Origin of the sequence: Pseudomonas sp. SWRI154, assembly GCF_014268645.1 — a bacterium.
Classification (GTDB): Bacteria; Pseudomonadota; Gammaproteobacteria; order Pseudomonadales; family Pseudomonadaceae; genus Aquipseudomonas; species Aquipseudomonas marvdashtae.
On the sequence record NZ_JABWQW010000010.1, the window covers coordinates 59,594 to 86,339 of the forward strand.

The window sequence follows — 26,746 nt, forward strand, 5'->3', positions numbered from 1 at the left end:
TTTTGCAGCGCTTATTGCTTGAATTCGAACTCCAGCGCGGCGCCTTCCACTTCGTTGCGCTCCTGGTTGCGCAGCGGCAGCTGCATCTCGTTGCTCAGCAGGCGGCCGTTGAGCTGGAACGGACCGGGTTTCTCGCCGAACATGGACGGCAATAACGGCTCACGCTTGGGTAACGGTACTTTGCCCGGTGGTTGCAGCTCATCGACCATATCGTGCGGCAGGCTCAGGTCGAGCTTGGCCGGTGGCAAAGGCGTCTTGGCGACCTCACGGGCGGATTTGCTCTTGGAGGCGATGGGCGCGCGTTTTTTCTTCGTCGTGGCGGATTTTCTAGCAGGGGACTTTTTCACCACTGCGGCTTTCTTTGGCGTGTCCTTCTTGGCGCTTGCGGTGGTTTTTTCCTGCGCTGGAGCCGCCACGGCAACGCTTCCGACATGGAAGGCGCTCAACAGGCCGATCAAAACCCAGGCAGCAGGACCAATAGCTTTCATAGACACAACGACATTCGCGGCAGAGTCCCCATGCTCGCCCGATTATGAGGCGCTGACAAGCACATCAAACCAAGCCACTGATTCCTATAGAAACCCGCTGGCTGTCTCCTGGCACAATTGAGTGGCCAGCAGCCCCAGCGTCATCAAGGCCCGCTCTGCTTCGCGGTTCCACGGAGTGCCGCAGTTCAGGCGGATGCAGTGGTTGAACTGCTCGGTATTACTGAATATCAACCCAGGGGCGATACTGATGCCCTGTTGCAATGCCCGCACATGCAATTCCTGAGTGTTGACCCGCCCCGGCAGGCTGACCCACAGGATAAAACCTCCGGTGGGACGGCTCATTTGCGTGCCTTCCGGGAAGTATTGCTGCACCGCCAGCTGGAAGGCGCTGAGGTTTTTGCGGTACTCCTGGCGGATATAGCGCAGATGCCGGTCGTAGCCGCCGTTTTCCAGATAGGCCGCGATTCCCATCTGGGTGACGCTGCACGCCGAGTGGGTACTGAACGTCTGGAGCCGCTGGATTTCCTGCTGGAACTTGCCGGCTATCATCCAACCAATACGCACGCCCGGTGAGAGCGTCTTGGAAAAACTCGAACAGTAGATCACCCGGTCCAATCGGTCGTACGCCTTCAGGGCCTTGGTACGACCCTGCTCGAACATCAGCTCGCCATAGATATCATCCTCGACGATCTGGATGTCGAAGTCCGACGCCAGGCGCAGCAGCTGCTTTTGCCGCTCCTCGGGCATGGTGCCGCCGAGAGGGTTGCTCAGGCGCGTGGTCAGGACCAGCGCCTTGATCGACCATTGGTTGGCCGCCAGTTGCAAGGCTTCAAGGCTCATGCCAGTGACAGGATCACTCGGGATCTCGATCACCTTGAGCCCCAGCAGATCCGCCAGTTGCAGCAAACCGTAGTAGGTCGGCGATTCGGCGGCGATCAGATCCCCGGGGCGAGTCAGCACGCGCAACGACATCTGCAGCGCATCGACACAACCATGGGTGATCACGACTTCGGAAGGATCCACCACGACACCGGCATCGCGCATGCGAATTGCCACCTGCCGGCGCAACGGTTCGAAGCCGGGGCTGAACATGTAGCTGAACGCCCGTGGACTGTGGAAACGCGTGACCTTGGCCAATTGCTGATGCAATGCCCGGACAGGCAGGTAGTCGACGCTCGGTACCGCTGCGCCCAACGGAAAGACGCCTTCGCGGCGCGACTCGACCAGTACCTGCTGGATGATGCTGCTGCGCGTCACCAGCCCCGGGCGCTCCACCCGGGCAATGTCCGGCGTCGGCGCGGTCAGGGCCGGCGTCTGGTGCACGTAATAGCCCGATTGCGGCCGCGCGCGAATCAAACCCTGGTCTTCAAGGTTGGCGTAGGCCTGTAGCACGGTGGCATGGCTGACGTTGAGCTGCGAACTCATCTTGCGCACCGAAGGCACGCGTTCACCGGGCTGATACACACCGCGCCGGATGTCTTCAGCCAGCTGTTGAGCAATACGTTGGTAGAGCAGGAGGTTGGTCATGACGCAGCACTCGATTTCACGGGCATTTTATTCTTGTCGGAAACGATACCGTAACAGTTTAGAAGTGTACTGGGACAGTTGCCAGATTACTCGACAGTACAGTGGAGTGACAGCTCTAACTGTACCCCTCCCCGGCCAATCGGCGAGCCCAAAAAAACCCGGCGCCTGTACAGGGGCCGGGTTTTCCAGAGACGCAGCCCTTAGCGGGCGGCGCCGAGCTGGCCTTTTTCGTCGGAGAACACAATTTCAACCCGACGGTTCTGTGCCCGGCCACGTTCGGACGCGTTGACGTCCACCGGGTATTGATCGCCGTAGCCTTCGACCTGAATGCGCTTCTCGTCGATTCCCAGGTCCACCAGCACGTCCGCCACCGCTTGCGCACGGTCACGGGACAGCTTGAGGTTCTCCTGTTTGCCACCGGTACTGTCGGTGTAGCCCTCGATACGTACTACGCGCTTGGGGTTGAGTTGGAGGAATTGCACGATCTTGAGCACCACGCGATTGGCCGAGTTCTTCAGCTCAGCTTCGCCGGTGTCGAACAATACGTCGCCGAGCGTCATCACCAGGCCGCGATCAGTCTGGGTTGTCGCCATCGCCATGATCTGCTCTTCGAGCCATTTGCCCTGCTGCTGGACACTCAGCAACTTGGACTCGCGCAAGGCCAATTGCAGACGCTGGCGCTCAAGCTCGAGCTTCGTCGCGCGCTCTTCGTTGAGCACTTGATTGCTGTGCTCCCGGGCAATCGCACTGTAGCGCTGGCTCAGATAGGCGTAATGCTGCACATCCTCACCGCTGCCCCAGTAGCTGGACAAGCGATCGGCACGGGCCAGGGATTCGCCGGCGCGGATCACGTCCCGGGGCGCGGCACGCAGCACGTTGGCGTCCTCCTTGACCTTCTGGAAATCGCCGCTGGCCTGTTCCAGCACTGCCTCGCTGCGCTGGCCGGCGCAGCCATACAAACTCGCGAGACCTGCAATCAGCAGGCCGCCGAATAGATGGGAGTGATTCATTGGGCATCCTCCCTCAACTGTTTGCGCAAGCGCTTGATACGCGTATCGAGCACGTTCAGTTGCTCCTGGCTCTTGAGCGTCAGCACCTTCGCTTCGGCCAGGCGCGCGTCCAGCTCGGCCTGCTCGGCCCGCATGCGCGCCTTCTTGTAGGATTCGTCGGCCATGTTCGATTTGGCACGAGCGAACTTTTCTTCGGCCAGTTTCAACTCGGGCACTTCTTCGGTGGTGGCACCTACCGCACGTGCTTGCTCGATGGCCTGTTCAGTCAGGCGGATCTGTTCATTCGGCGCCGGATCGGCTGCACAACCCGCCAGAGCCAGAACGGCCAGGGCAGCGAAAAGAGGTCGAATAGTCACTAATATTCCCTACTGTTTTGGGGCACTGACGGGAGACTTCAACTGTGTCTTCCAACGCTCCAGATTGCGTTGCAATACAGCCTCCGTCAGGCCGGACGCGGCCAATTCTGTCATCTTTTGCGCCAGCTGTCCGCGTAACCATGGGTCGTTGCAGGCGGAGTTATGGGAAACCGCGAGGAACAGTCCTGGTTTATCCACCGGTTGCGGCGCAGCCTGCAGATCGTTGGCCAAGCCCAATGTCTGCGCCATCGCCAAGCCCGAATAGCGCCCCGCCAGGACATATTCCACCTCGCCCAAGAGTAATTTCTGAAAGGCCTGGGTCAGGTTCGGCGTACGGATCAGGGACAATTGCTGCTCGGCGAAAACGCCAAATCCCTGGGTCATTCGAGCCTTTTCCGACAACGCGCCGGGATGCCCATGAAGGTCTTCTGGCTGGTTGATGACCAGCGTCGAATCGTTGCGAGTCCAGACCAGGTAATCATTTTCCAACAGTGGCGGGTGGAAGTAATCCAACGCTTCAAGCCCGGCGGCGGTCAGCGGAGCGTCAGTGAGCAGGTCCATGCGCCCGCTGCGCACTTCGTCCAGCGCCTGGGCACGCTTGCCGGCATACAGCAGCTCGATCTTGATCCCCAGCTCCGTCGCGACGTGCGCCAGCAGATCGGCGCCAGCGCCAATCAGGTGCTTGGGGTCCTGAGGGTCTTGCCAGAGGTAAGGTGGCGCGTCCGGACTGCCGGTGGCGATCAGTCGTTCACATTTGCCGGCGGCGACAGACAGGCCCGGCATGACCGCCAATGTCCACAGCAACGACCAACTGGTCAAACGACGCAGATCCATGGCGACTTGCTCCCCTTGCAGCGAAAAAAACAATGCAGAAAATAAAAAGCCCGGCCAAAGGGCCGGGCTCTTTATAAGTGAAGACGCTGGATTAGACCAGCTTCTCCAGCTCAGGGATGGCTTCGAACAAGTCCGCTACCAGGCCGTAGTCGGCCACCTGGAAGATCGGTGCCTCTTCGTCCTTGTTGATCGCAACGATCACCTTGGAGTCCTTCATGCCGGCCAGGTGCTGGATCGCGCCGGAGATGCCGACGGCGATGTACAGCTGTGGCGCAACGATCTTGCCGGTCTGGCCGACCTGCATGTCGTTGGGCACGAAACCGGCGTCAACTGCGGCGCGCGAAGCACCAACGGCAGCGCCCAGCTTGTCGGCCAGGGCGTACAGGTGCTTGAAGTTGTCACCGTTCTGCATGCCACGGCCGCCGGAAACGACGATCTTGGCAGCAGTCAGTTCAGGACGATCGGACTTGGCCAGTTCTTCGTTGACGAAGCTGGAGATGCCGGCGTCATGGGCGGCGCCCACTGCCTCAACGGCAGCCGAGCCACCTTCGGCGGCAACCGGGTCGAAACCGGTGGCGCGTACGGTGATGACCTTGATCGCAGCGTTCGACTGCACGGTGGCAATCGCGTTACCGGCGTAGATCGGGCGCTTGAAGGTGTCGGCGCTTTCTACCGAGATGATCTCGGAGATTTGGTCGACGTCCAGTGCAGCGGCCACGCGCGGCAGGATGTTTTTGCCGTTGGAAGTCGCGGCAGCCAGGATGTGGCTGTAGCTTTTGCCCAGCTCAGCTACGAGCGGCGCAACGTTTTCCGGCAGCTGGTGCGCATAGGCGGCGTTGTCGGCCGACAGCACTTTAGCCACGCCAGCGATCTTCGCGGCGGCTTCGGCAACGGCGCTTGCGCCCTGCCCGGCGACCAAAACGTGCACGTCGCCACCGATTTTGGCAGCGGCAGCAACAGTGTTCAGCGTGGCCGGAGCCAGCGCCTTGTTATCGTGTTCGGCGATTACCAAGATAGTCATAGTCAGATTACCTTCGCTTCGTTTTTCAGTTTCTCGACCAGTTCAGCCACCGACTTGACCTTGATGCCTGCGCTGCGTGCAGCCGGCGCTTCGACCTTGAGGGTCTTGTTGGTGGAGGCGGTGGAAACACCCAAAGCATCCGGAGTCAGCACTTCGAGCGGCTTCTTCTTGGCTTTCATAATGTTTGGCAGGGACGCATAGCGCGGCTCGTTCAAACGCAGGTCGGTGGTAACGATGGCCGGCAGTTTCAGCGCAACGGTCTGCGCGCCGCCGTCGATTTCGCGAGTCACGGCAACGCTGTCGCCAGACACTTCGACTTTCGAAGCGAAGGTGCCCTGGCCGTAGCCGCTCAACGCGGCAAGCATCTGGCCGGTCTGGTTGTTATCGCTGTCGATGGCCTGTTTGCCGAGAATGACCAGCTGCGGCTGTTCCTTGTCGACAACGGCCTTGAGCAACTTGGCCACGGCCAGGGAAGTCAGGTCTTCGGCGGATTCGACGAGGATGGCGCGATCGGCACCCAGTGCCAGCGCGGTGCGCAGTTGCTCCTGGGCAGTGGTCGGGCCGATGGAAACGACGACGATCTCAGTCGCCACGCCTTTCTCTTTCAGGCGTACGGCTTCTTCTACGGCGATTTCGCAGAATGGGTTCATCGACATCTTGACGTTGGCGAGGTCGACGCCGGAGTTGTCCGCCTTGACGCGAACCTTGACGTTATAGTCGACCACTCGTTTGACAGCTACAAGAACCTTCATGGATTCCTCGTTACTCTCCGGTGAAAAGAAAGCCGCCCGGGCGAACCTGGCGGTTGATGATCATGGGCGCAAGGGCACCTCTAAAAACGCCGGCATGAACCACACATGACCTTTGCTCACGGGAGTGAAGACCATTCGTCAGTGATGACCGATGAGTCATTCATTATCGCGGCGTGTAAACTGCGCGTTTGAACCACGCAACTCGTCACTTTGTGCTGCCTTCGCCCTGTCTTTAGAGGTGCTCTTGAAACCAACAGTCAGCCTACGGCGAGCGCAAAACCGCCCGTATCTTGACCGGAACGCCTATTCCGGTCAATACGGCAAAATGGTCAGTCATAAGCCGTACGTCAGTGATTTATCTGGGCTGCGGCAATTTCAAACAAACGTTTGTATTGGACCCTGAGAGTGGTGTAGATATAATGCGCCGCTTAAGAGAGAAGCGCGGGTCATCCATTGTCGCTTTCGTCGCCTGGCGAAAGAAACAACGGATGCATCGCCAAACCTCCAATTAGAAAAAACTGTAGAGCCTTGAGTAGGAGATAGCCTGTGGAACGCGAATACATGGAATTCGACGTGGTCATCGTCGGTGCCGGCCCCGCTGGCCTGTCTGCCGCTTGCCGACTGAAACAGAAGGCCGCCGAAGCCGGTAAGGAAATCAGCGTCTGCGTGGTCGAAAAAGGCTCCGAAGTCGGTGCGCACATTCTCTCCGGCGCGGTATTCGAACCGCGCGCCCTGAACGAACTGTTCCCGGACTGGAAAGAACTCGGCGCCCCGTTGAATACGCCCGTCAAGCGCGATGACATTTATGTCCTGAAGAACGCCGAGACCGCGAGCAAAATCCCTGACTTCTTTGTGCCCAAGACCATGCACAACGAAGGCAATTATATTATTTCCCTGGGCAACCTGTGCCGCTGGCTGGCCCAGCAGGCCGAGAACCTGGGCGTGGAAATCTACCCAGGCTTCGCCGCCCAGGAAGCGCTGTTCGACGAGAACGGCGTGGTGCACGGGATCATCACCGGCGACTTGGGTGTCGACCGCGAAGGCAACCCGAAGGAAGGCCTCTACACTCCCGGCATGGAATTGCGCGGCAAGTACACACTGTTCGCCGAAGGCTGCCGTGGCCATATCGGCAAGCAGTTGATCAAGCGCTTCAACCTGGACAGCGAAGCCGATGCCCAGCACTACGGCATCGGCCTGAAGGAAATCTGGGAAATCGACCCGGCCAAGCATCAGCCAGGCCTGGTGGTGCACACCGCCGGTTGGCCGCTGGACATCATGGGCTCCGAAAACACCGGTGGTTCCTTCCTTTACCACCTGGAAAACAATCAAGTGGTGGTCGGCCTGATCGTCGACCTGTCCTACAGCAACACATTCCTGTCGCCGTTCGACGAATTCCAGCGCCTCAAGCATCACCCGGTACTCAAGCAATACCTGGAAGGTGGCAAGCGCGTCAGCTACGGCGCACGCGCCATCGCCAAGGGTGGTCTGAATTCGCTGCCGAAAATGGTCTTCAAGGGCGGCGCGCTGATCGGTTGCGACCTCGGCACCCTGAACTTTGCCAAGATCAAGGGCAGCCACACGGCGATGAAATCCGGCATGCTCGCCGCCGAGGCCGTGGCCGATGCGCTGTTTGCCGGCTCCGAAGGTGCCGACGAACTGAACAGCTACGTCGACGCGTTCAAGGCCAGCTGGCTGTACGAAGAACTATTCGCCAGCCGCAATTTCGGCGCAGCGATCCACAAATACGGCGCGATTATCGGCGGTGGTTTCAACTGGCTCGACCAGAACATCTTTGGTGGCAAGCTACCGATCACCCTGCGCGATACCAAGCCGGACTACGCTTGCCTGAAACTGGCGGCCGATTGCAAGAAGATCGACTACCCGAAACCGGACGGCAAGATCAGCTTCGACAAACTCAGCTCGGTGTTCATCTCCGGTACCAACCACGAAGAAGAACAGCCCTGCCACCTGAAGCTGACCGATCCGAGCATCCCGATCAGCAAGAACCTGCCGCTGTACGACGAGCCGGCCCAGCGCTACTGCCCGGCTGGCGTGTACGAAGTCATCACCAAGGAAGACGGCGAAAAACGCTTCCAGATCAACGCCCAGAACTGCGTTCACTGCAAGACCTGCGACATCAAGGACCCAGCACAGAACATCACCTGGGTATCGCCGGAAGGCGCCGGCGGTCCGACTTACCCGAACATGTAAGCCGACACGCTGAACATCGAGGCTCCCGCAATGGGGGCCTTTTTGTTTGCCCACATTTAAGGGGGCGCCGCTTCGGTCAGAGGATCAGGCTGCCCGCTCTTCCCCAGGATTACGCTCGAAGTAGCGCTTGTACTCGCGACTGAATTGCGACGGGCTCTGATACCCCACGTGATGCGCCACCTGGGCCACGCCCATACCTTCGATGAGCAGCAGTCGCTGGGCCTTGAGCAGGCGCAACCGCTTGAGGTACTGCACCGGAGACAACAAGGTGCTGCGCTTGAAATGCTCATGGAAGGTCGATGCGCTCATGTTCGCGCAACTGGCCAAGGTCTCGACGTTCAGCGGCTCGGTGAAGTGTGCATGCAAATGGCTCAGGGCCGCGGCAATCCGGGCGAACTGGCCTTGCTGCTCCACCAGCGCCCGCAGCACATCGGCCTGGGGACCGCGCAACACGACGAACAACAACTCCCGCAACCGTGCCTGGCCCATGACCTGGCATTCCAGCGGATCGTGCAGGCAGCGCAACAAGCGTTCGACACACCCACGCATGGCGTCATCGAGCACTGCGCAGGTCATAGATTCAGGCGTCTGCGGCGGCAGGCTCCGACCCGGCATCAGCCCCATGGCCAGCACCAACTCCCCCAACATCGCCCGATCGATCGCAACGGAAACCCCAAGCAGCGGAGCATTGGGCATGGCGTAGGTCTCGCATTCGAACGGCACCGGCAAGGCCTGGATCAGATAATGCCCGGCGCCATATTCCATCGTGCGAGGCCCCAGGTACGCCAGTTTGCTGCCCTGGGCAATAATCACCAGGCTCGGCTCATAAAGCTGTGGGCCACGGGCGACGTCCTGGCTGGCGCGCAGCGCATGCACGCCGGGCAATGGTGTAGGGACGAAACCGTCACGGGTCGCCAAGGGTTCTATCAGTGAAACCAGCGTGGCATTGGCATCAAGATGGCGGGTCAACAGCATAGGCGAAAACTTCACGGAAAATGGCATGAAAACATCATCGCAGGTCTGACGCCACAGAAGATCAAATCCTGGTCAAGACCGGAGGATTAGGCATGACAGGCGGAGGAATCGCCATCGCCGCCGGTCGCCATGCCTCCCAGAATGGATTCCCTCACCGTTCACTGCTTAGCGAGGTCCATCATGTACACAGCTATCGGATATGCCGCCCAATCGGCCACCACGCCCCTCGCCCCCATGAAGTTCGAGCGTCGCAGCCCGCGAGCCGACGATGTGGCGATCGATATTCTCTACTGCGGGGTCTGTCACTCCGACATCCACCAGGCCCGCAATGAATGGGGCATTGCCGTTTATCCGCTGATGCCCGGCCATGAAATCATCGGAAAAGTCACCGCCGTCGGTGCGAATGTCACCCATCACAAAGTCGGCGACTTGGTCGGTGTAGGCTGCATGGTCGACTCCTGCCGTGAGTGCGAAGCGTGCCGGGCTGACTTGGAGCAATACTGTTTCGAAGGCATGACCCAGACCTACGCCAGCCCGGACCGCGTCAGCGGCGGCCACACCATGGGCGGCTATTCCGACAGCATCGTGGTCAGCGAGCACTTTGTGCTGCGCATACCGCAGACACTCGACCCGGCCAGCGCCGCACCGCTTCTCTGTGCCGGCATCACTACTTATTCGCCCCTCAAGCACTACGGCGTCAAGGCTGGCGACAAGGTCGGCGTGCTGGGCATGGGCGGCCTGGGTCACATGGGCATCAAGTTCGCCAAGGCCATGGGCGCAGAAGTGACGTTGTTCACCCGCTCGGCGAGCAAGGCCGAAGAAGCCCGTCGCCAAGGCGCGGACCACGTAATCGTGTCCACCGACGCCGAACAGATGGCGGCTGCCGCCGGACGTTTCAACTTCCTGCTGGACACCATTCCGGTGCAGCACGACCTCAACCCCTACCTCGACACGCTGCATTTCGACGGAGTGCACATCATCATGGGCCTGGTCGAGCCGGTCGACCCGCCGGTACACGCGGCAAAACTGATCATGGGTCGCCGAGTGCTGGCCGGCTCGCTGATCGGCGGTATCGCAGAAACCCAGGAAATGCTCGATTTCTGCGCCGAGCACAACATCAGTTGCGACATTGAAATGCTCGACATCCGCCAGATCAACGAAGCCTACAGCCGCATGATCGCCGGGGATGTGAAGTACCGCTTCGTTATCGACATGGCGACACTCAAGGCCTGACGTTCGTCAAACCTTGGCGCCCAGTTCCGCCGACAGCCGGGCTGTGACTCCTTTAACCAGGGGAATCAGCTCGGCCATCTTTTCCAGCGGCATGTACGGCACGGTGCTGGCGATGCTGATACCGGCGACGATGCGCTTGCCGGCGTCACGAATCGGCGCCGCTACACAGCGAATCGACGGTTCGTTGTCCTCCAGGTCGAAGGCATAGCCCCCCGCCACGTATTCCACCATTCGCTGCTGGAACTGCTCCCAGGATTGCTCCTGATGCTGTGGCCAGAACTGATTCTTCCCACCCGCCGGCAAGCTGATTTCATACAGCCGCTTCCATTGTTCCTGCGGGTCATCGAGCATCAGCGCCTTGCCGATGCCGGTGCGCGCCAGTGGCATGCGATGGCCGACGCGCGAGCGCATTTCCGGGCCATTGCGTCCGGGATTCTTCAGCAGGTACAAGACCTCGTCGCCCTCGCGAATCGCCAGGTGGACGGTGTCCCCGGTAAGCGCCGACAGTTCATCCAGGTAAGGCCCCGCCAGGCTCACCAGCGGCAACTCTTCCCGCGCCTGAAAACCCAATTCAATCAACTTCGGCCCAAGCAGGTAGCCCACTTGCGGCACCACGCGCAGGTAACGCTCGTCCACCAGGCAACTGGCCAGGCGATGAGTGGTGCTGCGCGTGGTACCGATCAGCCGGGCGATTTCCTTCAAGTCGCGGGCGCCGCTGGCGACCGCCTGGACCACACCCAGGCCACGCAGCAATGTCTGCGTGCCCGTGGGCGCTGCGTCCTTGGTATTTCTTGGGGCGTCTTGCATATCCGGCCTTTCACAATGAGCGAGGGAACGGGCGGCATTATGGTCGCCCGCCCCACGGGACTACAACTCGATGCGCTCGACTTTCCCCACCAGCAGTATGTAGGAAAGCGCGCCAGCCAATGCCAGGACAGCGATATAAGTAATGGCCGGGGCAAACGAATCGCCGCTCGCCAGGAAGCCAATGACGATCGGCGTCGCGATGGCCGCCAGGTTGCCGATGAAATTGAACACCCCGCCGGTCAGTCCGAGCAGCCGCGCCGGCGCCAGGGTGGAAACCAGCGACCAAGTGATCGACGCCAGGCCATTGCCGAAGAACGCCAGGGCCAGGAACGCGATCACCAGCGGCGTTGACTCGACGAAGTTGGCACCGATGATTGAGGTGGAGATCAGCAGCCCGCCAATGATCGGTAGCTTGCGCGCAAACCCCACGCTGGCGCCGCGGCGAATCAGCCAGTCGGAGAAGAACCCGGAACACAGCACGCCGACAAATGCCGCGAGGAACGGCAGCGACGCCAGCAGGCCAGACTTGATGAAGTCCATGCCGCGATATTTCACCAGGTAGGTCGGAAACCACGTCAGGAAAAACCATAGCGTGGAGTTGAGGCAGAACTGCCCCAGGTAAATGCCCCACAACTTGCGTTGGGTCAGGACGATTCCCAGGTCGGACCAGCTGAATGTCGCCTTCACTTTGGCGGTCTCGGCCTGGATATCCACCAGCCCGCCGCCTTCGCGGATCAGTTCGATTTCGGCGGCGTTGGCGCCTTTGAAATCCCGTGGCTCGCGATACACCGCGTACCAGATTACCGCCCAGAGAATGCCCACCGCGCCCGTAGCGACAAAGACCATGTGCCAACCGAAGGCGTGTTGCAGCCACGCCAGGACCGGCGTCAGGAATGCCAGCCCGACGAACTGTCCAGAGGTATAGAAACCTATCGCCGTGGCCCGCTCGCGCTCGGGAAACCAGGTCGTCACTACGCGGCTGTTGATCGGGTAAGCCGGCGCTTCCAGGGCGCCGACGGCCATGCGCAGCACGAACAAGGCGATGAAGCTGGAGACGAACCCCAGCATCACTGTGGCCACCGACCACAGCAACAGCGCCACGCTATAGAGGATGCGTGGCGGCACCCGGTCCACCAACCAGCCACCGGGGATCTGCATGGCGGCGTAGGTCCAGCCGAACGCCGAGAAAATCAGCCCGACATGAATCGGATCAATACCCAGCTCACTGGTCATTGCAGGGGCGGCAATCGAGAGGTTGCTGCGGTCCAGGTAATTGATCACCACGGTGATGAACAGCAGGACCATGATGAAAAAACGCTTGCGGCTGGGCGTCACCAACGACGCCTGCGCGTTCAGGGTGTGCGCTTGCATGTGAGGTGCCTCTTTTTATGTTTATCGAGGGCGAAACTTATGAGCGGCTACGTCAACCGCCGTGGCGAGGGAGCTTGCTCCCGCTGGGCCGGCCCGACGCCTCGGGCGCAGCAGCCCCTGGGTTCGTTGGTCAATATTTTTGCGACCGCTGCGCAGTCGAGCGGGAGCAAGCTCCCTCGCCACATGGAATGTGGGGCGTCTAGGCACTCACCACTCGGCAAAACTGCCATCGGCATGGCGCCAGATCGGGTTGCGCCAGCGGTGGCCGATGGCCGCGCGCTCAATCACATATTCCTCGTTGATCTCGATGCCCAGGCCCGGACCATTGGGGATTTTCACGAAGCCCTTGTCGTAGTCGAACACCTGCGGATCCTTGATGTAATCCAGCAGGTCGTTGCTTTCGTTGTAGTGAATACCCAGGCTCTGCTCCTGGATGAACGCGTTGTAGCAGACCGCATCCAGTTGCAGGCACGCCGCCAGGGCAATGGGGCCCAGCGGGCAGTGCAGCGCCAGCGCCACGTCGTAGGCCTCGGCCATGTTGGCGATCTTGCGGGTTTCGGTGATGCCGCCGGCGTGGGAGGCATCCGGCTGGATAATGTCCACGTAGCCTTCGCTGAGCACGCGCTTGAAATCCCAACGCGAGAACAGCCGCTCGCCCAGGGCAATCGGGGTGCTGGTCAGCGGCGCCAATTCCTTGAGCGCCTCGTAGTTTTCGCTGAGCACCGGCTCTTCGATGAACATCAACTTGTAAGGGTCGAGCTCCTTCATCAGCACCTTGGCCATCGGCTTGTGCACGCGGCCGTGGAAGTCCACGCCAATGCCGACGTTCGGCCCGACTGCATCGCGCACTGCCGCCACATTGGCCAGGGCCAGGTCGACCTTCTCGAAGGTGTCGAGAAACTGCAGCTCTTCGGTGCCGTTCATCTTCACCGCTGTGAAGCCCCGCGACACCGCCTCTTTCGCCGCTCGCGCAGTGTCCGCCGGACGATCGCCGCCGATCCACGAATACACACGGATCTTGTCCCGCACCTGGCCACCCAGCAAGTCGCTGACCGACACGCCCAGGGCCTTGCCCTTGATGTCCCACAACGCCTGGTCGATACCGGCCAGGGCGCTCATGTGGATGGCGCCGCCACGGTAGAAGCCGCCGCGATAGAGCACGGTCCAGATGTCTTCGATGTTGCGTGGGTCTTTGCCGATCAGGTAGTCGGACAATTCCTCGACGGCAGCCGCCACCGTGTGGGCACGGCCTTCGACCACGGGCTCGCCCCAACCGGTCACGCCCTCGTCGGTCTCGACCTTGAGGAAGCACCAGCGCGGCGGAACGATAAACGTGGTCAGCTTGGTGATTTTCATCTTGTTGTCTCTCTTGTCAGATGCAGCGCGCGGGGCGCTGGAAAAGTCTTCAGTTCAAGGCATTCCATGCGGCCACATAGGCCTTGGCGCGTACCGCCACTTCATCCGCTGTCAGGCCCGGCTTGAACAGCCCGGAACCGAGGCCGAAACCCTTGACGCCGGCTTCGACGAACACCGCCATGTTGTCCGGCGTGATCCCACCCACCGGCACCAGCACCGTCCCGGCCGGCAGCACCGCGAGCCAGGCCTTGACCACCGCCGGGCCCATTTGCTCGGCCGGGAACATCTTCAGCACGTGAGCGCCTTCGGCCAGCGCGGCAAAGGCTTCGGTGGGCGTGGCGACGCCGGGCGATAGGTACAAGCCCGCCGCTTTCGCCGCACGCAGCACCGTCGGGTCGCTGTGGGGCATGACGATGACTTGGCCGCCAGCAGCTTTTACCTGCTCGACCTGTTCCGCTGTGAGCACGGTCCCTGCACCGATCAGGCAATCGGCCGGCAGGGTGCTGCGCAGGATGCGGATACTTTCGTACGGCTCAGGGGAATTGAGCGGTACTTCGATGACGCGAAATCCGGCGCTATAAAGGACCTCGCCTATAGCGGCGGCCTCCTCGGGACGCAGGCCGCGCAGAATCGCAATCAGCCCGTTGTGCGCCAGTGCTTGTGTGAGCATGTCAGACCTCCAGTCAGGTTTAACGCGATGGGGTGGCGTCGAGCAGCCCGGCCGCTACAGCCAGTTGCCACAAGCCACGCTCGGTGGCCTGTTCGGCCAAGGTCACCCGGGCGAAACCGCAGGCGTCGAGGGCCCGTTGATAACGGGCACAGAGTTGAGAGTTGCCGATCAACACCACCGTCGGCAGATGCACGCTGTTGCGTCGTTGGCGTTGCGCCGCGGCCAGGGCTGTCAGCTCATGGCCGATCAACAGGCCGGAGAGATAATCGGCTTGTGCACTGGCGCCGAGTTCACCGGTCAGCCCCAGGCTGCGGGCGCTGAATACGGTGGACAACGGGCCGATCTGCCCCTCCGCCGACAGCGCCACCTGCACGCCGCGATCGAAGGCCAGGCCATCGAACGCCGCGCCCCGCTGCTGGGTACGGCCGAGGATGCTGTGGTCGCTGAGCACGGCGAAGATTTCACCGGTCATGAACGTGTCGAAACGCACAATGCAGCCATCGGTGACTTCCACCCACTTCGAGTGGCTCCCCGGCAGGCCGATCAGCACCGCTTCGTTCGGCAGGCTGTGCAAGGCGCCAAGCACTTGGGTTTCTTCGCCACGCATGACATTGGGCAAGCGTGAACGCTGGATCACGCCAGGCACGATGTGCACGTTGACACCGCGAAGGCAGCGAACGGTTTGTAGGGAATGTCCGAGGTTGGCGACGTTTGCAGGCGTGTCGCAGTAAGGCGCTTCGCGCCAGCCCTGGGCGCTGCCGACCATGCCGCAGGCAATCACAGGCAAGCCAGGCTGGGCGTCGAGCCAGTCGCCGCAGGCCTCGTCGAAGGCCAGTTCAAAACCGTCGATGCAGACCCGGCCGGCCACGGTTCGCGGCCCGGACGGCAACTGCATGATCCCCGACGACAGCGCACGCTGCTCGAGCACCTCGCCACCGGCTGCGAGTTTGTAAGCCCGTAAGGAGGTGGTCCCCCAATCGAGCGCGATCAATTGCGCCTGCATCCGCTTCACCTGTTCTGTTTTTTGGCAGTGAGTGAGACGGACTATAAACCTGGGCGGGACAAAATCTCAATATATAAATATCACTCCCATATATTGGGACTTAACAAGCCAACCATAAAGCCAATCGCCATCCGGCCAAGACCCTGCTACGTTTTCTGACCGGACGCCAAACGACTCAGGGAAAAATAATGGGACAACAGCTGAAAATCCTCGGCCGCACCTCCTCGATCAACGTCAGAAAAGTGCTGTGGACCTGTCAGGAACTGGACCTTTCCTACGAACGCGAAGACTGGGGCATCGGCTTTGCCTCGACCCATGACCCGGCCTTCCTGGCGCTCAACCCCAACGCCCAGGTGCCGGTGATCATTGACGAGAACGGCGTGCTCTGGGAGTCGAATACCATTTGCCGCTACTTGGTCGGCAAACATGGGCGCAGTGATCTGCTTCCCATCGAGCCTGCCGCACGGGCGCGTGTAGAACAGTGGATGGACTGGCAAGCCACGGAGCTCAACCCGTCATGGGGCTACGCCTTTCACGCCCTGGTGCGCAAGAATCCGGACTTCCAGGCCCCACAGCTCATCGCCGCCGGCGTCAAAGGCTGGAACGAGAAGATGGGTTTGCTGGAACAGCAGTTGAACCGCACCGACGCCTACGTGGCCGGTGCGGATTTCTCCCTGGCGGACGTGCTTATCGGCCTGTCCGCGCATCGCTGGCGCCAGGCGCCCATGGAGCGTCCGGACTATCCTGCGGTGGCCGCCTATTGCAAGCGGCTCGAACAACGCCGCGGATTTGCCGAGTATGCGTCCAGCGCATACGCATAAAATCAGTTGCCGTTGGCAAAATCCCGGAGCACTTTACCGTCCATTCGATAGCGCACCCACTCCTCCTGTGGTTGCGCACCGAGGGACTTGTAGAACTCGATGGCCGGCGTGTTCCAGTCCAGCACGCTCCATTCGAAGCGACCGCAATCATTGTCACAGGCGATCTTCGCCAAGTGCCGCAGCAACGTCTTGCCCGCCCCGCCACCACGCTGTTCGGGAGTGATGTACAGGTCTTCGAGGTACAGGCAGTTGCTGCCCAGCCACGTGGAATAACTGAAGAAGAACACCGCAAAACCGATGGGCACGCCATCACGCAGGCAGATCAAGCCGTGGGCGGTTGCACCTTCGCTGAACAGGCTGCGCTCGATATCGGCCACACTGGCGATGACTTCGTGGCGGGCTTTCTCGTAATCGGCAAGCTCAGTGATGAAGGCAAGGATTTGAGGCGCATCGCTAGGTTGCGCGGGACGGATCTCGATCGACATGAACGGGCCTTGTAGCCAATTGAAAGCGCCATACTAAGCCGCTACGCGGCGCTCGTCACATCTTCTGGACGGGGCTTTCCGTGTGCCATTCGTCGCCGACGAGGCACCAACCTCGCTCCAGCGCGGCCAAAAATCAGGCAAGCATTCCAAAAATGGAGGCGACACCATGATTTATTCAAGGCTGACTGCGATCACATTCGCTGCACTGCTGTCTTCGGCAGCTTTGGCAGCGTCGACCTCTGGTACCGGGCCGACCGACCCGGTGCAGGCTCCGAATTCGCCCGCCACGCAAGGCTTGCCCAAGCTGAACACTGACGGCACCGGTGGCACCCTGAACAATGGCCAACCGCCCGCCACTGGCACCGATCCAAGGGTCCAGGGTAATGACGCCGGCCGCCAGGGCGGATTGAATACCCCAGACTCTACAGCCCCCGACAATGCCGACACCGGCGTGGGTTCGAAAACCACCACCGGCGGCTCTGGCTCGGAAGGTGGCGCGAGCCAGTAATCCGGCTCGCGGAGGGCTCTGCCCACACACAGAGGAGGAACATTTCATGCCTCGTGGAAGCAAAGAAAAATACACCGACAAGCAAAAGCGCAAGGCCGAGCACATCGAAGAAAGCTATGAGCACAAAGGTGTGTCGGCGAACGAAGCCGAGGCTCGAGCTTGGGCCACGGTCAACAAACAATCGGGCGGTGGCGAGCGCTCCGGCGGAAGCGGGAAGAAAAAGCCCACCGAAGAGAAGCAATCCGACCGCAAGGAATCGGCCCGCCGTGCCGCCAAGACCCGCGAGGGACATCCGCGCACGAGCAAAGCCTCCCATGAGGCCCAGACCGTGGATAACCTGATGAAAGAAGCCCGGGCAAAAAATATTCCCGGGCGTTCGAAGATGCGCAAGCAAGAGTTGGTCGAAGCGTTGCGCAAAGCGGGATGAACAATGGCGTCAAGGACGACGCCATCGAGCAGGCCTGCCGCGCAGGGCTCTCAGCGTTGCTTCAACCGGTCGATCACCACCGCCAGCAGCAGGATCGAGCCGCGAATGACGTATTGGTAGAAGGTATCGATGTTCTTCAGGTTCATCGCGTTCTCGATGATCGCCAGGATCAGGACACCCGCGATGACGTGGCGAATCATGCCGATGCCACCACTCAATGAAACCCCACCCAGCACGCAAGCCGAGATCACCGTCAGTTCAAAGCCCTGGCCGATCATCGGCTGGCCCGAAGTCATGCGCGACGCCAGGATTACCCCGGCCAGCGCGCCAATGACACCGTGAACGGCGAAGATGATGATCTTGGTACGATCAACATTCACCCCCGCCAGCAAGGCCGCTTCCTGATTGCCGCCGATGGCCATGGTATTGCGACCGTAGGTGGTGTAGTTCAACAGCCAGCCGAAGAACAGGAAGCAGGCGATGGTAATCAGGATCGGTACCGGCACGCCGAACATCTGGCCGTTGCCGAAGACGAAGAACGATTCCTGGGACACGCCCACCGCTTTGCCGTTGGCGAAGATGTAGGCCAGGCCGCGAACGATCTGCATGGTCGCCAGCGTCGTGATCAACGCATTGACCCGCAGTTTGGCAATCACGATGCCGTTGATCAGACCGACGATCAGCCCCATCACCAGCGCCGCGCTCACGCCCAGGAACACGCTGTTGGTGTCGCGCATCACCACCGCCGCGACCACACCAGCACAGGCAATCACCGAACCGACCGATAAGTCGAAGTGCCCGGACGCCAGGCAATAAAGCATGGTGCACGCGGCGATGCCGGTGGTGGAAATCGCCAGGCCCAGGCCACGCATGTTCAGCGGTGACAGGAAGTTGTCGATCATCAGGGTGCAGAGCACGAAGATACCGATGGCCGCCAACAGCATGACCCAGTCGTCGAGGAAGCGGCGCAGGTCCAGGGGTTTGCGTGCCGTTGGCAGTGCATTGTTTTGAATGGTCATGATTACCTCTCAGTTCGCCGCGTCGGCAACGCGTTGGCGCGGCAGCGCCAGTTGCAGCAGGTTGGATTCGTTGGCCTGGTCACGCAGCAGCTCGCCACGCATGGCCCCTTCGCAGAGCACCAGGATCCGGTCGGAAATGCCCATCACTTCCATCAGGTCGCTGGACACCACAATCACCGCGATGCCATCGGCCGCCAGGTTGTGGATGATCTGGTAGATCTCAGCCTTGGCGCCGATGTCGATGCCGCGTGTCGGCTCGTCCAGCAGCAAGACTTTCATCGGCATGGACAGCCAGCGTCCGAGGATCGCCTTCTGCTGGTTGCCGCCGGACAAGTACATGATCTTCTGGCCCGCCGACGGTGTCTTCACCTTCAGCGCCTTGATCTGCTTGTCGGCGTTGCCCCGCTCCCAATCGCCACGCAACAGGCAACCGAGCGTTGAATGAGCCGGGCGCGCGCTGATGTTGATATTTTCGCCCACGCTGCCCAACGGGATGATGCCTTCCTTTTTACGGTCTTCCGGGCAAAGCAGCACGCCAGCGGCAATGGCATCGCGCGGGGAACGCAGTTTCAGATCCTTGCCGTGCAACACGAGACTGCCCTCGCTCTGACGCTCCAGGCCACTGAGCAAACGCAGCAACTCGGTACGACCGGCACCGACAAGCCCAAACAAGCCGAGGATTTCGCCTTTGTGCACCTGGAAACTCACCGGTTCGCGCAAGCCCGGCCCCAACAGGCCCTTTACTTGCAGCGCGACATCGCCGCGCTCACGAGGACGGTAGTCATAGATGTCCTGGATATCGCGACCGACCATGCACGTGACCAGTTGATCGTGGGTCAGCTCGCTCATGTTCTCGAAGGTCCGGACATAACGACCGTCCTTGAACACTGTCACCGCATCGCAGATACGGAACACCTCTTCCATGCGGTGACTGACGTACAGCACCACTTTGCCCTCGTCCCGCAGGCGGGCGATGATTGCCATCAAACGGTCTATTTCCCGGGCCGACAGGCTGCTGGTGGGTTCGTCGAAGGCAATGACGTGGGCGCCACGGGACAAGGCCTTGGCAATTTCTACCAACTGCCGTTGGCCGAGAGACAGGCGCCCGACCTTTTCCTGGGGGTCGATTTCGTCGGCCAGGCCTTTGAGCAGCGTCAGCGCCTGCTGGCGCAGCACACCGCGATTGACCAGGCCGAAACGCGCCGGCAAGTGACCAAGGAACAGGTTTTCGGCGACAGTCATTTCCGGCACCAGGTGCAATTCCTGGTGAATCACCGCAACACCGCTGGCGATGCTGTCGGCGGTGCCTTTGAAGGCCATCGTCTGTTCGCCGATCTGCAAGTCGCCGCTGCTCGGAATGTAGGCGCCACCGAGGATTTTAAGCAGCGTGGATTTGCCCGCGCCATTTTCGCCCATCAAGGCATGAACTTGCCCCGGATGGGCGACGAAACTGATATTGGCCAGCGCCTGTACGCCGGGAAAGGACTTACCGATCCCGTTGAATCGCAAGCTGCCGCCGATGTTGTGTTGCCGTGTCGCTGTTTGCGCTTGCATAACCACCTCGAACTTACAGAGATCAAGCGGCCCGGTCACGCCTGTGACCAGAGCCGCTTTTGAATCAACCGACCGTCAGTTCCACAGGCCGATTTTTTCCAGCTCCTGCTTGAAGTTCTCCCGGGTGATCAGCGTCACCTCGTCCATGGCGGTGTACTTCGGCGGCTCCTTGCCGGTGGTGATCCACTCGTACATCATCTCGGCAGTCTTGTAGCCTTCGATGTGCGGGCTTGGCAGCATCGAACCGAAGAAGCCACTGTTTGGTTTCTTCAACTCACCGATGGCGTCGGTGCCGTTGATACCGATGCCGATCACATTGGCCGCCTTGAACCCAGCGGCTTCGGTGGCGCGCACGCCGCCCAGCACGGTGTTGTCGTTCATGCCGCCGATGATCAGGTTCTTCGCGGCACTTGGCAGCTTCACCAGCGCCGAGTTGGTGGAATCCATGCTGCCGGGAACGTCGAGGGTCTTCAGCGCCGAATACAGGATATGGTCTTCCGGCATCCCGGCTTTCTTCAGGGCATCGACCGAACCGTCAGTGCGCTTCTTGCCGGTGTCCAGCTCGTTGAAGGTGTTGATCACCGCGTAGGTGTCTTTCCAATCCCAGTTGCGTTTTTTCGCTTCAGCAGCCATCGCGGCGCCCTGCTTCTGGCCCACCTCGAAGGCGGCCATGCCCAGGTACGGCACGTCTTCCATGAATTTGCCGTTGGCGTCGACGAAACGATCATCGACGGCAATCACCTTCAGATCGTTGAGCTTGGCCTTGGCCATGATGGCCGGGCCGAGGGACACGTCTGGCGGGCAGATCACGAAGCCCTTGGCGCCGTTGGCGGCGAGGCTGTCGATGGCCGAGAGGGTTTTCTCGCCATCGGGCACGGCAATCTTGATCAACTGGAAGCCTTTGTCCTTGGCCGCCTTCTCGGCAAACGCCCACTCGGTCTGGAACCAGGGTTCCTCGGCCTGCTTGACCAGGAAACCAATTTTCACCGCATCGGCCGCCAACAAGTGGCTGCTGAGACTGACCGCGGTAACCGCCAGGGCGGCGCGACACAGGGAACGGATCCCACGACGATGTTTCATAGCTGACTCCTTGTTTTTTTTATTGAAAGCCAAAACGTCCAGGGATCTGCTCCACTTTGGTGGAACCGCGCAGGCTGGCCGGTCAAATCGTGTTACTGCACAGCATAGGTCTAAATAGTCATATCGTATGATGATTGGATTACAGGCGAAGTTTCCCACCGCAACCCAAGAATATTCAGTCGTGGTACATGACCGAACGTCCACCATCGATGGTGATGCATGAAGCATTGATAAAAGGGGCTTCGTCACTGCCCAGGAACACCGCCGTCATTGCCACTTCGAGCGGCTGGCCGATGCGCCGAGGCGGGTGCAGATCCAGCGCACGCTGGCGTTCGGCATGAGGATCGGCGAAACCGTTCCAGTAATCGACATTCAATTGAGTCTCGATGTATCCCGGCGCAATGGCATTTACGCGCACACCCTTGGGCGCATATTCGATGCCCAGGGCGCGGGTAAGACCGAGCAGGCCGTGCTTAGCCACCGGGTACGGAAAACATCCGGGGATGATGTGCGACGAATGGGTCGACGCGATGTTGATAATGCTGCCCACGCCTTGCTCGATCATTTGCGGCAGCACCGCCTTGCAACCGTACCAAGCGCCATCCAAGTCGATGGCAAAGCAGCGGCGCCAGTCTTCCTCGGTCATTTCCAGGGGGTCGCGAAACACATTGACCCCGGCGCAATTCACCAGCACGTCGATGCGACCATGCAGTTCAACGGCGCGACGGGCCATGGCGTGCAGATCCTGCTGGTTCGAAACGTCGACTCTGAGCGCTTGCACGTCCGCGCCCTGGCCACGCCAATGGGCGGCGACAGCCTCGACTTTTTCTGCCTGGATGTCACTGATCACCAGCCGCGCCTGCTGGCAAGCAAATGCCGCAACGATCGCCTCGCCAATGCCTTGGGCAGCGCCGGTCAGCAGCACGACCTTGTCTTTCAGCCGTTCGCCTTTCACAGGCTCCGGCATTGGCGGCAAGCGCAGCGCTTCAGCCATGGGCCTGGGCTCCAGTGCGAAGGCACGACAAAAACCGGACACCCACGGATGACCGGCCAAGAGGCTGAGAAATTGACAGTGACTCGCGAACGCCGCCGGGGCGTTCGGGGAAAGATCGATGCATCACTTCACCTGTTTTGTTTTTTTAAGTGTGAGTGCGTATTGCTGATGGAGCCGACTATAAACCCGACTGCCAAATAATCTCAATATATATATTTACATCCCATATTTTGGGATTCAGCCAGCAAACCGTGTGCAAGCCACGCCCGGCACATCGACACGTATCGACAGCACCGCACCGTCAAGGGGATGGCCTAGGGGGCTCTCTGCACTGGTGATGTACAACGTCTTGAGGTCTTTACCACCAAATACGCAACTGGTGGGGCGACTGACCGGCAGTTCGATCACCCGATCGACATGGCCGTCCGGATGCAACCGCAACAAGCAACTGCCGTCCCAGCGCGCGTTCCAGATATAGCCTCGCGCATCCATCGCCGAACCGTCCGGCCCACCACGCGAATGGGGCCCGAACCAGACTTCGGCGGGCGCCAACTGTCCATCGGGATAGATGAAGTGCCGGTACAGCGTCCCATCCAGGCTCTCGCCAAAATACACCGTCGTGCCATCGGGACTCCACAACAACGTATTGGGAATCCCCAGCCCGCGCAGCAGCGGCATTACCCGACCGTCTGCCCCGACACGGAACAGGCCGCCGGACCGTCGTTCGATGGGCAGGTCTTCGCCGTTTTCACCAATATTGTTCTGCATGGTGCCTAGCCAGAGCTGGCCCAGCGGATCACAACGGGCTTCGTTGGCGCGGTTGCCCGGCTGGGGATCGGCCATGCACAACAGCTTCAGGCGCGGTTCCAGCCCTGGCGAATCCAGGTCCAGTCGATAGACACCGCTGCTCAGCGTCACCAACGCATCGCCGGTCTGCGTCGGGATAAAAGCCGAGACATGCTCAGGCATTTGCCAGATCTGGACGTTCTCGCCAATCAACCGCAGCGCCTGCCTGCCGGCGATATCGACCCAATACAGCGCCTGGGTCGCCTCATCCCAGAACGGCCCCTCGCCCAACTTTGCCCGATGCTCCGTGAGCGCCGTCCACTTCATTGAAACCTCCTGTCCCCGGCTTTCCCGGCGTTGTCTGTCCGACCGGCCATGACATCAGGGTAAAACCGCTTGATGGCCAAGTCTGCATTATCGATCAAGGTCATGCAGGCCCAGACGCCTCGCGCCGCGTCACGGGCGGCGATGGCGTCGGCGATTTCCTTGTGAATCGGCAAGGTGCGGCGCAGTTCGTCCGGATCGGCGGCCGACACTTCGAACGAGACCGCCAGCAGCGCGCCAAGGGCCGGGACCATTTGTTCGATGAATTGATTGTGGCTGGCGGCGAGAATGCACTCGTGAAAGAACTGATCGGCGCGGTTGTAATCAGCGCCACTGTCCACCGCCCGTTCCAGCGCATGATAGGCCAGGCGGATCGCCTGCACCTGGTCAGCCGTCGCCCGTTCGCAGGCCCAGCGGACCGCCATCGGTTCGATGGTCCGGCGCAGGTCCAACAGGTCGTCGACGAAATTTTCCGGCAGGCCACTGCGTGACAGCCAGCCTACTACTTGGGGATCGAACAGATTCCAACGGCGCACCGGCAATACCCGCGTGCCGACTTTCGGTCCCACTTCCAGCATGCCCTTGGCGACCAAGGTCTTGATGGCCTCACGAATGACCGTGCGACTCACGCCCAACTGCTCGCCCAAGTCGGCCTCGACCTTGATGGTTTGCCCAGGCTTGACCTGGCCAGCGGCAATCCAGCCACCCAGCCAATCGACGGTCGACGCATGAAAACTGCTGGACATGAACACCCCGTGGGCTTTTCTTATCAGGCGCCCACGCTAATCATCATATGATTGAGTGTCAATTTGAATTTTTGCCCCCTCCAAGGTTGAGGGTCAGGGTTCGAGGCCTATGGGAAAGAACACGCCGCCGCTCCAGACACCCAACCACCGCTGGCCGTCGATCTCGCGGCTGACCGCCAGCTCGACCAACTGATAGAAGACGTTGCGATGAATCAGCGCTTCGAGGTTGCTGCGCACGTGGATGTACGGAGCGGGCTCCTGGGTCTGGGGATCGATCACCACTCGCATCGGATGATCGGGTCCAGCTTCGGTGACTTCATCGACATTAGTAGTAAAGCGCAACAACTGCCCTTCTCCCTGTCCTTCGACTTCCAGGGTCACCGCCACGAACGGGGCGTCGTCCACCTTGATGCCGACTTTTTCCACAGGAGTGATCAGGAAGTAATCATCGCCGTCGCGGCGAATGATGGTGGAGAACAGCTTGACCATCGGCTTGCGTCCGATGGGCGTCCCTAGGTAGTACCAAGTGCCGTCACGGGCGATGCGCATGTCGATGTCGCCGCAGAAGTCGGGGTTCCACAAGTGGACCGGCGGCAGGCCTTTGGTCTTGGGGATCTGTCCCAACAGGTCATTGGCTTTTTGCGGTCCGCTCATGGTGACTCCTTCTGTTTATTCGTCGCTCATCCCCAGCAGGCTGCGGGCATACTCACGCAGCGGCGCGGCGATGAGGTCTTGTGGCTGCTTGTCGTGCAACGTCAGCAAACCGCCACGGCTCTTGATACGTGCAGTATCGATCAAATACTGGGTACTGGTCTCGATCAACATGATCTGAATCACGCCGGTATCGACGCCGAGACGATCCACGGCCTCTTCATCCAGCCATTCGTCGGTAGTGCCGATGCGGTTGTCCGCCTTGGCGAATCGGGTATACAGCAAATAATGGGCGCCGGCGGCACGCGCTTCGCCCATAGCCTGGTCAAGCCCTTCGGGGACCCGGGCGCGACGAACCATGGGGAAATATTCAACGAAACCGTTGAAGGCTTCTTCGGCCACGACGTTGGGACGCGGATAGGCGCTGCCTGGCGGAGCGAACGCCCCCTGGGCGATATAGATAAAGGAGTCCGGCTGGATGCGCAGGTTGTTCACGCGACGACTGTCGCTATGGTCCAACAGGCCGGCATCGCTCATGTGATAACGAACGCCCTCCCCCATGTCGCTGACATTCATGCAGCCACCCAGCGCCAAAACGGCCAGCAGCGAAAACAGGCTACGCATCCTACCCTCCAAAGACCGGTGACGGAAAACCGGCGAATGGCCACGGGATGCAGCTTTTGCGCCAGCTCGCAGGATGGCTGGATTTTATTGCCTTGGAATACCCGATCAGCCGCCGATGATTTTCATGATGGTTGCACCGCCGGAGAATGCCACTTCCTGCTTATCTCCCAGTGCCTTGACCAGCAAGCGCTGAAGCGCTGGCAGCGCCTGATGGCGGGGTTTGTCCAGCAGATCGCCGACAAAGTGCCGATTGCTCGACGACAGACAGCCGTGCAACCACCCCGTCGAAGACAACCGCAGCCGCGAACAGGTACGGCAGAACGGCACGCTTTCGTTGGCGATCACGCCGAAATGTCCCAGCCCCGGAATCTCATAACGCACTGCGGTGGCATCCACCGGCGCATCGGCCTGCAGGTATTCGTATTGGTCGCCAATCAGGCCCAGCAGTTGCTGGAGGCTGACGAACTGCTGGAGGAACGCATTCGAGTCCTTGGCCAAGTGGCCCATGCGCATCAGCTCGATGAAACGCAACTCATAGCCGCGCTCGAGGCAGTACTCCAGCAACGGCATCACCTGATCGAGGTTCTGCCCGCGCAACGGCACCATGTTGACCTTGATCTTCAACCCGGCGGCCCGGGCCTGCTCCATGCCGTCCAGCACGGTCGCCAGGTCGCCACCCCGGGCGATGCTGCGAAACGCGCCAGCATCGAGGGTGTCGAGGGAAACGTTGATTCGGCGGATGCCGGCACTCACCAGCAAAGGCAGCTTTTTTGCCAGCAGTTGACCGTTGGTGGTCAGGCTGATGTCGTCCAGCCCCATCTGCCCGACCGCCGTCATGAAGCGCTCAAGCTTGGGACTGACCAGCGGCTCGCCCCCAGTGATGCGCAACCGCTCGATGCCGGCAGCTTCGATCAGGTAAGCCACGCCCCGTGCCATCGCCTCGGCCGACAGCTCATCCTGCGCAGCCACCAGCCGCTTGCCATCAGGCACGCAGTAGGTACAGGCGTAATTGCAGGCTGAAGTCAGGCTGATCCGCAAATTGCGAAAACGCCTGCCTTGACGATCAACGATCATGGATCACTCCGGCGAAAGAAAAATCGGGCCCGCAAAACT

At 60.6% G+C, this 26,746-nt stretch carries 28 protein-coding genes; 5 read left to right on the top strand and 23 right to left on the bottom strand.

Annotation, left to right across the window (positions count from 1 at the left end; translation table 11 throughout):
* Positions 1-11: 11 nt before the first annotated feature.
* From HU806_RS11475 to HU806_RS11505, 7 genes are all read right to left on the bottom strand, one after another.
* Positions 12-488 carry a translation initiation factor 2 gene (locus tag HU806_RS11475; protein ID WP_186611486.1) on the bottom strand — a complete coding sequence of 159 codons (477 nt, stop codon included), beginning with the start codon at positions 486-488 and terminating at the stop codon, positions 12-14.
* A gap of 84 nt (positions 489-572) precedes the next feature.
* Positions 573-2,015, bottom strand: a complete 1,443-nt coding sequence (locus HU806_RS11480) for an aminotransferase-like domain-containing protein (RefSeq protein ID WP_025214826.1) — start codon at positions 2,013-2,015, stop codon at positions 573-575.
* A 200-nt stretch (positions 2,016-2,215) separates the two neighbouring features.
* The gene (locus tag HU806_RS11485; protein WP_186611487.1) at positions 2,216-3,025 is read right to left on the bottom strand and encodes an OmpA family protein; all 810 of its coding nucleotides are present in this window, start codon (positions 3,023-3,025) and stop codon (positions 2,216-2,218) included.
* Positions 3,022-3,381, bottom strand: coding sequence for a DUF4398 domain-containing protein (locus HU806_RS11490; protein WP_186611488.1), 360 nt, complete (start codon positions 3,379-3,381; stop codon positions 3,022-3,024). The genes HU806_RS11485 and HU806_RS11490 overlap by 4 nt, the downstream gene beginning before the upstream one ends.
* A 9-nt stretch (positions 3,382-3,390) precedes the next feature.
* Positions 3,391-4,215 (bottom strand): substrate-binding periplasmic protein, encoded by an 825-nt coding sequence (locus HU806_RS11495; protein WP_186611489.1) that lies wholly within the window; start codon positions 4,213-4,215, stop codon positions 3,391-3,393.
* Positions 4,216-4,306: 91 nt separating this feature from the next.
* On the bottom strand, positions 4,307-5,236 hold the full coding sequence (locus HU806_RS11500) for an electron transfer flavoprotein subunit alpha/FixB family protein (RefSeq protein ID WP_186611490.1): 930 nt from the start codon (positions 5,234-5,236) through the stop codon (positions 4,307-4,309).
* Between the two features lie 2 nt (positions 5,237-5,238).
* Positions 5,239-5,988, bottom strand: coding sequence for an electron transfer flavoprotein subunit beta/FixA family protein (locus tag HU806_RS11505; RefSeq protein WP_186611491.1), 750 nt, complete (start codon positions 5,986-5,988; stop codon positions 5,239-5,241).
* Positions 5,989-6,534: 546 nt separating this feature from the next.
* On the opposite strand from HU806_RS11505, the gene HU806_RS11510 reads away from it, so the two are divergent.
* Complete coding sequence (locus HU806_RS11510; RefSeq protein ID WP_186611492.1) at positions 6,535-8,199, top strand: 4Fe-4S dicluster domain-containing protein; 1,665 nt, start codon at positions 6,535-6,537, stop codon at positions 8,197-8,199.
* Positions 8,200-8,283: 84 nt separating this feature from the next.
* Here HU806_RS11510 and HU806_RS11515 read toward each other — a convergent pair whose 3' ends face one another.
* Positions 8,284-9,174 (bottom strand): AraC family transcriptional regulator, encoded by an 891-nt coding sequence (locus HU806_RS11515; RefSeq protein WP_186611607.1) that lies wholly within the window; start codon positions 9,172-9,174, stop codon positions 8,284-8,286.
* A 180-nt stretch (positions 9,175-9,354) separates the two neighbouring features.
* Here HU806_RS11515 and HU806_RS11520 point away from each other — a divergent pair, with 180 nt between their 5' ends.
* Complete coding sequence (locus tag HU806_RS11520) at positions 9,355-10,407, top strand: NAD(P)-dependent alcohol dehydrogenase (protein ID WP_186611493.1); 1,053 nt, start codon at positions 9,355-9,357, stop codon at positions 10,405-10,407.
* Between the two features lie 6 nt (positions 10,408-10,413).
* Here the strand turns inward: HU806_RS11520 and HU806_RS11525 are convergent, their stop codons facing one another.
* From HU806_RS11525 to HU806_RS11545, 5 genes are all read right to left on the bottom strand, one after another.
* Entirely contained in the window at positions 10,414-11,214 is an 801-nt protein-coding gene (locus HU806_RS11525; protein ID WP_186611494.1) for an IclR family transcriptional regulator, read from the bottom strand.
* A 60-nt stretch (positions 11,215-11,274) separates the two neighbouring features.
* Positions 11,275-12,585, bottom strand: coding sequence for an MFS transporter (locus tag HU806_RS11530; RefSeq protein ID WP_186611495.1), 1,311 nt, complete (start codon positions 12,583-12,585; stop codon positions 11,275-11,277).
* A gap of 207 nt (positions 12,586-12,792) precedes the next feature.
* Positions 12,793-13,941: a galactonate dehydratase gene (dgoD, locus tag HU806_RS11535; protein WP_186611496.1), complete on the bottom strand. Its 1,149-nt coding sequence runs from the start codon at positions 13,939-13,941 to the stop codon at positions 12,793-12,795.
* A 49-nt stretch (positions 13,942-13,990) separates the two neighbouring features.
* Positions 13,991-14,611 carry a 2-dehydro-3-deoxy-6-phosphogalactonate aldolase gene (locus HU806_RS11540; RefSeq protein WP_186611497.1) on the bottom strand — a complete coding sequence of 207 codons (621 nt, stop codon included), beginning with the start codon at positions 14,609-14,611 and terminating at the stop codon, positions 13,991-13,993.
* Positions 14,612-14,630: 19 nt separating this feature from the next.
* Complete coding sequence (locus HU806_RS11545) at positions 14,631-15,614, bottom strand: 2-dehydro-3-deoxygalactonokinase (protein WP_186611498.1); 984 nt, start codon at positions 15,612-15,614, stop codon at positions 14,631-14,633.
* Between the two features lie 188 nt (positions 15,615-15,802).
* On the opposite strand from HU806_RS11545, the gene HU806_RS11550 reads away from it, so the two are divergent.
* Positions 15,803-16,435, top strand: a complete 633-nt coding sequence (locus HU806_RS11550; RefSeq protein ID WP_186611499.1) for a glutathione S-transferase family protein — start codon at positions 15,803-15,805, stop codon at positions 16,433-16,435.
* 2 nt (positions 16,436-16,437) lie between these two features.
* Here the strand turns inward: HU806_RS11550 and HU806_RS11555 are convergent, their stop codons facing one another.
* Positions 16,438-16,920 (bottom strand): GNAT family N-acetyltransferase, encoded by a 483-nt coding sequence (locus HU806_RS11555; RefSeq protein WP_014339485.1) that lies wholly within the window; start codon positions 16,918-16,920, stop codon positions 16,438-16,440.
* Between the two features lie 166 nt (positions 16,921-17,086).
* Here HU806_RS11555 and HU806_RS11560 point away from each other — a divergent pair, with 166 nt between their 5' ends.
* Positions 17,087-17,428 (top strand): hypothetical protein, encoded by a 342-nt coding sequence (locus HU806_RS11560; protein WP_186611500.1) that lies wholly within the window; start codon positions 17,087-17,089, stop codon positions 17,426-17,428.
* Between the two features lie 46 nt (positions 17,429-17,474).
* Complete coding sequence (locus tag HU806_RS11565) at positions 17,475-17,855, top strand: Rho termination factor N-terminal domain-containing protein (RefSeq protein WP_186611501.1); 381 nt, start codon at positions 17,475-17,477, stop codon at positions 17,853-17,855.
* A gap of 50 nt (positions 17,856-17,905) precedes the next feature.
* Here HU806_RS11565 and araH read toward each other — a convergent pair whose 3' ends face one another.
* The 9 genes from araH to HU806_RS11610 form a co-directional block, all read right to left on the bottom strand.
* Complete coding sequence (gene araH / locus HU806_RS11570) at positions 17,906-18,874, bottom strand: L-arabinose ABC transporter permease AraH (protein WP_186611502.1); 969 nt, start codon at positions 18,872-18,874, stop codon at positions 17,906-17,908.
* A 9-nt stretch (positions 18,875-18,883) separates the two neighbouring features.
* Positions 18,884-20,428 (bottom strand): L-arabinose ABC transporter ATP-binding protein AraG, encoded by a 1,545-nt coding sequence (gene araG, locus HU806_RS11575; RefSeq protein ID WP_186611503.1) that lies wholly within the window; start codon positions 20,426-20,428, stop codon positions 18,884-18,886.
* 75 nt (positions 20,429-20,503) lie between these two features.
* The gene (locus tag HU806_RS11580) at positions 20,504-21,508 is read right to left on the bottom strand and encodes a substrate-binding domain-containing protein (protein WP_186611504.1); all 1,005 of its coding nucleotides are present in this window, start codon (positions 21,506-21,508) and stop codon (positions 20,504-20,506) included.
* Between the two features lie 175 nt (positions 21,509-21,683).
* On the bottom strand, positions 21,684-22,502 hold the full coding sequence (locus tag HU806_RS11585; RefSeq protein ID WP_186611505.1) for an SDR family oxidoreductase: 819 nt from the start codon (positions 22,500-22,502) through the stop codon (positions 21,684-21,686).
* A gap of 237 nt (positions 22,503-22,739) precedes the next feature.
* Complete coding sequence (locus tag HU806_RS11590; protein ID WP_186611506.1) at positions 22,740-23,615, bottom strand: SMP-30/gluconolactonase/LRE family protein; 876 nt, start codon at positions 23,613-23,615, stop codon at positions 22,740-22,742.
* Positions 23,612-24,358, bottom strand: a complete 747-nt coding sequence (locus HU806_RS11595; protein WP_186611507.1) for a FadR/GntR family transcriptional regulator — start codon at positions 24,356-24,358, stop codon at positions 23,612-23,614. Before HU806_RS11595 ends, HU806_RS11590 begins: the two co-directional genes overlap by 4 nt.
* Before the next feature lie 93 nt (positions 24,359-24,451).
* Positions 24,452-25,012: a DUF1285 domain-containing protein gene (locus tag HU806_RS11600; protein ID WP_186611508.1), complete on the bottom strand. Its 561-nt coding sequence runs from the start codon at positions 25,010-25,012 to the stop codon at positions 24,452-24,454.
* A 15-nt stretch (positions 25,013-25,027) separates the two neighbouring features.
* Positions 25,028-25,633, bottom strand: coding sequence for a DUF4823 domain-containing protein (locus tag HU806_RS11605; RefSeq protein WP_186611509.1), 606 nt, complete (start codon positions 25,631-25,633; stop codon positions 25,028-25,030).
* A 105-nt stretch (positions 25,634-25,738) separates the two neighbouring features.
* Positions 25,739-26,707, bottom strand: coding sequence for a GTP 3',8-cyclase MoaA (locus HU806_RS11610; RefSeq protein WP_186611510.1), 969 nt, complete (start codon positions 26,705-26,707; stop codon positions 25,739-25,741).
* Between the last annotated feature and the right edge of the window lie 39 nt (positions 26,708-26,746).

Bases quoted from the DNA above. Each gene is read 5' to 3' on its own strand.
- HU806_RS11475 (WP_186611486.1), bottom strand. From the start codon at position 488: ATGAAAGCTATTGGTCCTGCTGCCTGGGTTTTGATCGGCCTGTTGAGC.
- HU806_RS11480 (WP_025214826.1), bottom strand. From the start codon at position 2,015: ATGACCAACCTCCTGCTCTACCAACGTATTGCTCAACAGCTGGCTGAA.
- HU806_RS11485 (WP_186611487.1), bottom strand. From the start codon at position 3,025: ATGAATCACTCCCATCTATTCGGCGGCCTGCTGATTGCAGGTCTCGCG.
- HU806_RS11495 (WP_186611489.1), bottom strand. From the start codon at position 4,215: ATGGATCTGCGTCGTTTGACCAGTTGGTCGTTGCTGTGGACATTGGCG.
- HU806_RS11500 (WP_186611490.1), bottom strand. From the start codon at position 5,236: ATGACTATCTTGGTAATCGCCGAACACGATAACAAGGCGCTGGCTCCG.
- HU806_RS11505 (WP_186611491.1), bottom strand. From the start codon at position 5,988: ATGAAGGTTCTTGTAGCTGTCAAACGAGTGGTCGACTATAACGTCAAG.
- HU806_RS11515 (WP_186611607.1), bottom strand. From the start codon at position 9,174: ATGCTGTTGACCCGCCATCTTGATGCCAATGCCACGCTGGTTTCACTG.
- HU806_RS11520 (WP_186611493.1), top strand. From the start codon at position 9,355: ATGTACACAGCTATCGGATATGCCGCCCAATCGGCCACCACGCCCCTC.
- HU806_RS11525 (WP_186611494.1), bottom strand. From the start codon at position 11,214: ATGCAAGACGCCCCAAGAAATACCAAGGACGCAGCGCCCACGGGCACG.
- HU806_RS11530 (WP_186611495.1), bottom strand. From the start codon at position 12,585: ATGCAAGCGCACACCCTGAACGCGCAGGCGTCGTTGGTGACGCCCAGC.
- dgoD (WP_186611496.1), bottom strand. From the start codon at position 13,941: ATGAAAATCACCAAGCTGACCACGTTTATCGTTCCGCCGCGCTGGTGC.
- HU806_RS11540 (WP_186611497.1), bottom strand. From the start codon at position 14,611: ATGCTCACACAAGCACTGGCGCACAACGGGCTGATTGCGATTCTGCGC.
- HU806_RS11545 (WP_186611498.1), bottom strand. From the start codon at position 15,614: ATGCAGGCGCAATTGATCGCGCTCGATTGGGGGACCACCTCCTTACGG.
- HU806_RS11550 (WP_186611499.1), top strand. From the start codon at position 15,803: ATGGGACAACAGCTGAAAATCCTCGGCCGCACCTCCTCGATCAACGTC.
- HU806_RS11555 (WP_014339485.1), bottom strand. From the start codon at position 16,920: ATGTCGATCGAGATCCGTCCCGCGCAACCTAGCGATGCGCCTCAAATC.
- HU806_RS11560 (WP_186611500.1), top strand. From the start codon at position 17,087: ATGATTTATTCAAGGCTGACTGCGATCACATTCGCTGCACTGCTGTCT.
- HU806_RS11565 (WP_186611501.1), top strand. From the start codon at position 17,475: ATGCCTCGTGGAAGCAAAGAAAAATACACCGACAAGCAAAAGCGCAAG.
- araH (WP_186611502.1), bottom strand. From the start codon at position 18,874: ATGACCATTCAAAACAATGCACTGCCAACGGCACGCAAACCCCTGGAC.
- araG (WP_186611503.1), bottom strand. From the start codon at position 20,428: ATGCAAGCGCAAACAGCGACACGGCAACACAACATCGGCGGCAGCTTG.
- HU806_RS11580 (WP_186611504.1), bottom strand. From the start codon at position 21,508: ATGAAACATCGTCGTGGGATCCGTTCCCTGTGTCGCGCCGCCCTGGCG.
- HU806_RS11585 (WP_186611505.1), bottom strand. From the start codon at position 22,502: ATGGCTGAAGCGCTGCGCTTGCCGCCAATGCCGGAGCCTGTGAAAGGC.
- HU806_RS11590 (WP_186611506.1), bottom strand. From the start codon at position 23,615: ATGAAGTGGACGGCGCTCACGGAGCATCGGGCAAAGTTGGGCGAGGGG.
- HU806_RS11595 (WP_186611507.1), bottom strand. From the start codon at position 24,358: ATGTCCAGCAGTTTTCATGCGTCGACCGTCGATTGGCTGGGTGGCTGG.
- HU806_RS11600 (WP_186611508.1), bottom strand. From the start codon at position 25,012: ATGAGCGGACCGCAAAAAGCCAATGACCTGTTGGGACAGATCCCCAAG.
- HU806_RS11605 (WP_186611509.1), bottom strand. From the start codon at position 25,633: ATGCGTAGCCTGTTTTCGCTGCTGGCCGTTTTGGCGCTGGGTGGCTGC.
- HU806_RS11610 (WP_186611510.1), bottom strand. From the start codon at position 26,707: ATGATCGTTGATCGTCAAGGCAGGCGTTTTCGCAATTTGCGGATCAGC.